We start from the raw sequence: 5,671 nt of genomic DNA, 5'->3' as shown, positions 1-5,671 counted from the left end.
GCGGAATTGGTAGACGCGCCGGATTTAGGTTCCGGTGACGAAAGTTGTGGGGGTTCGAGTCCCTCCGCCCGCACCAGTTCCCGTCCGTTCCTGAGGTCGATCCTCAAGGAGCGGCTCTCCAGACCAGCGGTCGGCGCAGGCGCGGATGACGCTTTGGCGACAGTCGGAAATGGGCTAAGGGAAACCTGGCCCGTAAGAACAAGGCGGATTGGACGATGCAGGTGACGGAGACGCTGAGCCAGGGGCTCAAGCGCGAATACGACATTTTCCTTCCGGCGAGCGACCTCGCGGCGAAGTTGAACGGACAGCTGGCTGAGCTCAAGTCGAAGGCCCAGATCAAGGGCTTCCGACCGGGCAAGGTGCCGGTCGAGCACCTGCGCAAGATCTACGGCAAGTCGGTGATGGCCGATGTCGTCCAGGACGCGATTAACAGCGCCAACAAGAAGATCGTTGACGACAACAATTTGCGCCTCGCCCGCGAGCCGAAAGTCGAACTGCCGACCGATCAGACGAAAATCGACGCGGCGCTCGAGGCGCGCGGCGATCTCACCTTCAAGATCGCCCTGGAGGTGCTGCCGACCGTCGAGATCGGCGACTTCTCCCAGATCGAACTCGAGCGGTTGACCACGGACGTCGAGGACTCCGACGTCGCCAACGCGCTCGATCGTCTGGCCGACGGCCGCCGCAAGTTCGCCGACAAGCCCGAAGGCGCGACGGCCGAGGCGCACGATCGGGTCACCGTCGATTTCGACGGCAAGATCGACGGCGCTCCGTTCGAGGGCGGCGAGGGCCGCGACATCGAGGTGCTGCTCGGCTCCAATACCTTCATTCCCGGATTCGAGGATCAGCTGCTCGGCGTCGCCGCCGGCGACAAGCGGGGTGTTCACGCGACCTTCCCCGAGAACTACGCGGTGCGTTCGCTGGCGGGCAAGACGGGCGAGTTCGACGTGACGGTGAAGGCGGTCGCCGCGCCGGAAGCCTTCGCTGTCGACGACGAGTTCGCCAAGGGCCTCGGCTTCGAGGGTCTCGACAAGCTCAAGGAATTCTTGCGCGACCGGATGGTGGCCGACTACGCGCGGGTCTCGCGCGACAAGGTCAAGCGCCAGTTGCTCGACAAGCTCGACGCGCTCTATTCCTTCGAACTGCCCGAGGGGCTCGTCAACCAGGAATTCGATGGGATCTGGTCGCAGGTGATGCAGGAGCAGCAGGCTTCCGGCCGCAGCTTCGCCGACGAGAACACCACCGAGGAGGCGGCCCGAGCGGACTACCGGAGGATTGCGGAGCGCCGCGTCCGCCTTGGTCTGCTGCTCGCCGAAGTCGGGACCAAGGCGGACGTCAAGATCGCCGACGAAGAGATGACCCAGGCGCTGATCGCGCGTGCGCGCCAGTATCCGGGGCAAGAGAAACAGGTTTGGGACTTCTATCGCAACAACCAGCAGGCGCTGGCCGAATTGCGCGCCCCGATCTACGAGGAGAAAGTGGTGGATCACATCCTCGGACTCGTGAAGGTCGTGGAGCGCAAGGTTTCCAAGGACGATCTGATGAAGCCGCTGGATGACGAGGCGCCGTCCCCGGCGGCAAAAGATAACGCCGCGTTGGAGCCGGCGGTCACGGAAGCCGAGCAGCCGACGAGCTGATCACAACAAGAGGAGGGGCGGCGGCCGCCCCGCGAGACGGGCGGTCGGCGCCTCTTTTCGGAAAGGCGCTTGGCGCCTATCTACGGCGAGGCGTCCGCCGAACATCTCTTCTGGAAGAAAGAGCCAATGCGCGATCCGATCGACTACTATTACAATAACCTCGTGCCGATCGTGATCGAGCAGTCGGCGCGCGGAGAGCGTTCTTTCGACATATTCTCGCGCCTCCTGCGCGAAAGGATCGTCTTTCTTATCGGGCCGGTTGAGGACGTATCCGCGTCGCTGGTGGTGGCGCAGCTTCTGTTTCTTGAGGCGGAGAATCCGAAAAAAGACATCGCCCTGTACATTAATTCGCCGGGCGGCGTCGTTACGGCGGGACTATCGATCTACGACACGATGCAGTTTATTCGGCCCAAGGTGACGACCTTGTGCATCGGGCAGGCCGCTTCGATGGGATCGCTTTTGCTTGCGGCCGGCGAGAAGGGCAGCCGGTTCGCCCTGCCGAACTCGCGAATCATGGTCCATCAGCCGTCCGGCGGCTTCCAGGGGCAGGCGTCCGACATTCAGCGTCATGCCGAGGACATTCTCAAGGTGAAGCGGCGGCTGAATGAGATTTACGTTCATCACACCGGCCAGCCCTACGAGGCCATAGAGAGAACTCTGGACCGCGACCACTTCATGTCGGCCGAGGAAGCCAAGGCGTTTGGCATCGTGGATGAGGTGACGACCAAGCGGGCGCTCGAGGCGGAAGAGGTTAAGGCTCTGACGTGATCCGAGCCGGCGCCTCCGCTGGCTTGATTCTTGCTCCGCCATTATGCGGCCATTTTTCCAGGAACGACTTGATTTCGCCCGGAGTTTAGTGGTTGCTTGGTAAATCCGGCGTCGGAGGGTGCGACGCCGGGTAAGCAGGGACGCGGCAGACGGCGGGAGGGAGTCGGAGGCTACGTTTCGTTAGTTCAAGATGCTTAGGCTGCGTCTCGATTCGAGAAAGAGCAGCCGAGTTGGAGAAAGACAATGGCCAAAGCCGACGGCGACGCCAAGAACACGCTCTACTGCTCCTTCTGCGGCAAGAGTCAACACGAGGTTCGCAAGCTCATCGCCGGGCCGACCGTCTTCATCTGCGACGAATGTGTCGAACTGTGCATGGACATCATTCGTGAGGAGAGCAAGACCTCGCTCGTCAAGAGCAAGGATGGCATTCCGACTCCGCGTGAGATTTGCAAGGTTCTCGATGATTACGTGATCGGGCAGTCGCAGGCCAAGCGCGTTCTCTCCGTGGCGGTCCACAACCATTACAAGCGGCTCAATCACGCCACCAAGCACGGCGACGTCGAACTCGCCAAATCCAACATTCTGCTGATTGGCCCGACCGGCTCCGGCAAGACGCTGCTTGCCCAGACGCTTGCCCGAATCCTCGACGTGCCCTTCACCATGGCCGACGCCACCACGCTGACCGAGGCGGGCTACGTCGGCGAGGACGTCGAGAACATCATCTTGAAGCTTCTGCAGGCCTCCGACTACAATGTCGAGCGGGCGCAGCGGGGCATCGTCTATATCGACGAAATCGACAAGATCAGCCGCAAGTCCGACAACCCCTCGATCACCCGCGACGTGTCGGGCGAGGGCGTGCAGCAGGCCCTTCTGAAAATCATGGAAGGGACGATCGCCAGCGTGCCGCCGCAGGGCGGTCGCAAGCATCCGCAGCAAGAGTTCCTGCAGGTGGACACCACCAACATTCTCTTCGTCTGCGGCGGCGCCTTCTCCGGCCTCGAGCGGATCATTTCCGCGCGAGGGAAGGGGACCTCCATCGGCTTCGCCGCCAAGGTCCAGGCCCCGGACGACCGCCGCACCGGCGAAGTGTTCCGCGACGTGGAGCCGGAGGACCTCTTGAAGTTCGGCCTCATTCCGGAATTCGTCGGCCGCCTTCCGGTGATCGCCACGCTCGAAGATCTCGACGAAGAGGCGCTGAAGAAAATTCTGACCGAGCCGAAGAACGCGCTGGTCAAGCAGTACCAGCGGCTGTTCGAGATGGAGAACACCGACCTCACCTTCCAGGACGACGCGCTGAACGTGATTGCCAAGAAGGCGATCGAGCGGCGCACCGGCGCGCGCGGCCTGCGTTCGATCATGGAAGGAATTCTGCTCGACACGATGTTCGATCTTCCGGGGCTCGACGGCGTCGAGCAAGTCGTGATCGGGCCCGAGGTGGTCGAGGGCAAGGCGCGTCCGCTCTACATCTACGCGGAGCGCGCCGAACGGGCGAGTTGACGGCGTAATCAATGGCCGCGAACGGCCGCGCTTGAAACTGCGGGCGTTGAGGCCCATCTTCGGGAAGGCATATCGATTCCGGGGAGGCGGGACGAACTTTGCGTGATGGAATCGTGGCCGCCCCGCCCGGCCGACGAATTAGGCGGGACGCATAAGCGACTGGGCGCCGGTCGGTGACAGACATAGCCGGCGCAAGTCGGTCAACCCGAACAAGGGGCAGGCCTTGAACCGGCCTTCGAAAAGGATAGCCATGACCAGCCAACGAAAGACCATCGCCCCAGGCACGCTCGACGTCTATCCCGTCCTGCCGCTGCGCGATATCGTCGTCTTCCCGCACATGATCGTGCCGTTGTTCGTCGGGCGCGAGAAGTCGATCCGCGCGCTCGAAGAGGTGATGAAGTCGGACAAGCCGATCCTGCGGGCGACACAGAAAAACGCCGCCGACGACGACCCGGCGCCCGAGGCGATTTTCGCGACCGGGACGCTGGCCCGCGTCCTGCAACTCCTCAAGCTGCCGGACGGCACTGTGAAAGTGCTGGTGGAGGGCGCTTCGCGGGCCGAGGTGACCCGGTACATTCCCGGCGACAACTATTTCATGGCGGAGGCCCAGGCGGTCGCCGACGAGCCGATCGAGAAGATCGAGGCCGAGGCGCTGTCCCGTTCGGTCGTGTCCGAATTCGAGAGCTATGTGAAGCTCAACAAAAAAATCTCGCCCGAGGTCGTCAGCGCTGTCAACCAGATCGACGACTACGGCAAGCTCGCCGACACGATCGCCTCGCATCTGGCGGTCAAGCTCTCCGACAAGCAGGGCATTTTGGAGACGCGCTCGATCGCGAAGCGGTTCGAGAAGTGCCTGGCGCTGATGGAAGGCGAGATCTCAGTCCTGCAGGTCGAGAAGCGAATCCGCACGCGCGTCAAGCGGCAGATGGAGAAGACGCAGCGCGAGTACTACCTCAACGAGCAGATGAAGGCGATCCAGAAGGAGCTCGGCGACGAGGAAGGTCGCGACGAGATGTCCGAGCTGGAGGAGCGCATCAAGGCGACGAAGCTCACCAAGGAAGCCCGCGAGAAGGCGCTGGGCGAAGTCAAGAAGCTGCGCCAGATGGCGCCGATGTCGGCCGAGGCCACGGTCGTGCGTAACTATCTGGACTGGCTGCTGTCGATCCCGTGGCAGCGGCGCTCGAAGATCAAAAAGGACCTTCCGGCCGCGCAGGCGGTCCTCGACGCCGATCACTTTGGCCTCGACAAGGTCAAGGAGCGCATTGTCGAGTATCTCGCCGTGCAGCAGCGGGCCAACAAGCTTACCGGCCCGATCCTCTGCCTCGTTGGCCCGCCCGGCGTCGGCAAGACCTCGCTTGGCAAGTCGATCGCCAAGGCGACCGGGCGCGAATTTGTCCGCATGTCGCTCGGAGGCGTACGCGACGAGGCGGAAATCCGCGGCCACAGGCGGACCTACATCGGCTCCATGCCCGGCAAGGTCATCCAGTCGATGCGGAAGGCCAAGTCCTCGAACCCGCTATTCCTTCTCGATGAAATCGACAAGATGGGCATGGATTTCCGTGGAGATCCGTCGTCGGCCCTGCTCGAAGTGCTCGATCCCGAGCAGAATGCGACGTTCAACGACCATTATCTGGAGGTCGACTACGACCTGTCCAGTGTGATGTTTGTCACCACCGCTAACACGCTCAACATTCCTCCGCCCTTGATGGACCGCATGGAGATCATCCGTATCGCCGGCTACACCGAGGACGAGAAGCTTGAGATCGCCA

At 62.5% G+C, this 5,671-nt stretch carries 4 protein-coding genes; all 4 read left to right on the top strand.

The window, feature by feature from the left end:
- The first annotated feature begins 215 nt into the window (after positions 1–215).
- A complete protein-coding gene (gene tig / locus ACLP25_RS15880; RefSeq protein ID WP_442470148.1) occupies positions 216–1,637 on the top strand; it encodes a trigger factor in 1,422 nt (473 codons plus the stop codon).
- A gap of 126 nt (positions 1,638–1,763) precedes the next feature.
- Positions 1,764–2,405 carry an ATP-dependent Clp endopeptidase proteolytic subunit ClpP gene (gene clpP / locus ACLP25_RS15875; protein WP_442470149.1) on the top strand — a complete coding sequence of 214 codons (642 nt, stop codon included), beginning with the start codon at positions 1,764–1,766 and terminating at the stop codon, positions 2,403–2,405.
- A 243-nt stretch (positions 2,406–2,648) separates the two neighbouring features.
- Positions 2,649–3,902 (top strand): ATP-dependent Clp protease ATP-binding subunit ClpX, encoded by a 1,254-nt coding sequence (clpX, locus tag ACLP25_RS15870; RefSeq protein ID WP_442470147.1) that lies wholly within the window; start codon positions 2,649–2,651, stop codon positions 3,900–3,902.
- A 250-nt stretch (positions 3,903–4,152) separates the two neighbouring features.
- On the top strand, positions 4,153–5,671 hold a 1,519-nt coding region (lon, locus tag ACLP25_RS15865; RefSeq protein WP_442470146.1), incomplete at its 3' end, for an endopeptidase La.

Origin of the sequence: Roseiarcus sp., assembly GCF_052145395.1 — a bacterium.
Classification (GTDB): domain Bacteria; phylum Pseudomonadota; class Alphaproteobacteria; order Rhizobiales; family Beijerinckiaceae; genus Roseiarcus.
Note: the sequence above shows the minus strand (reverse complement) of the source record. Positions and strands in the feature narration are given on the sequence as shown.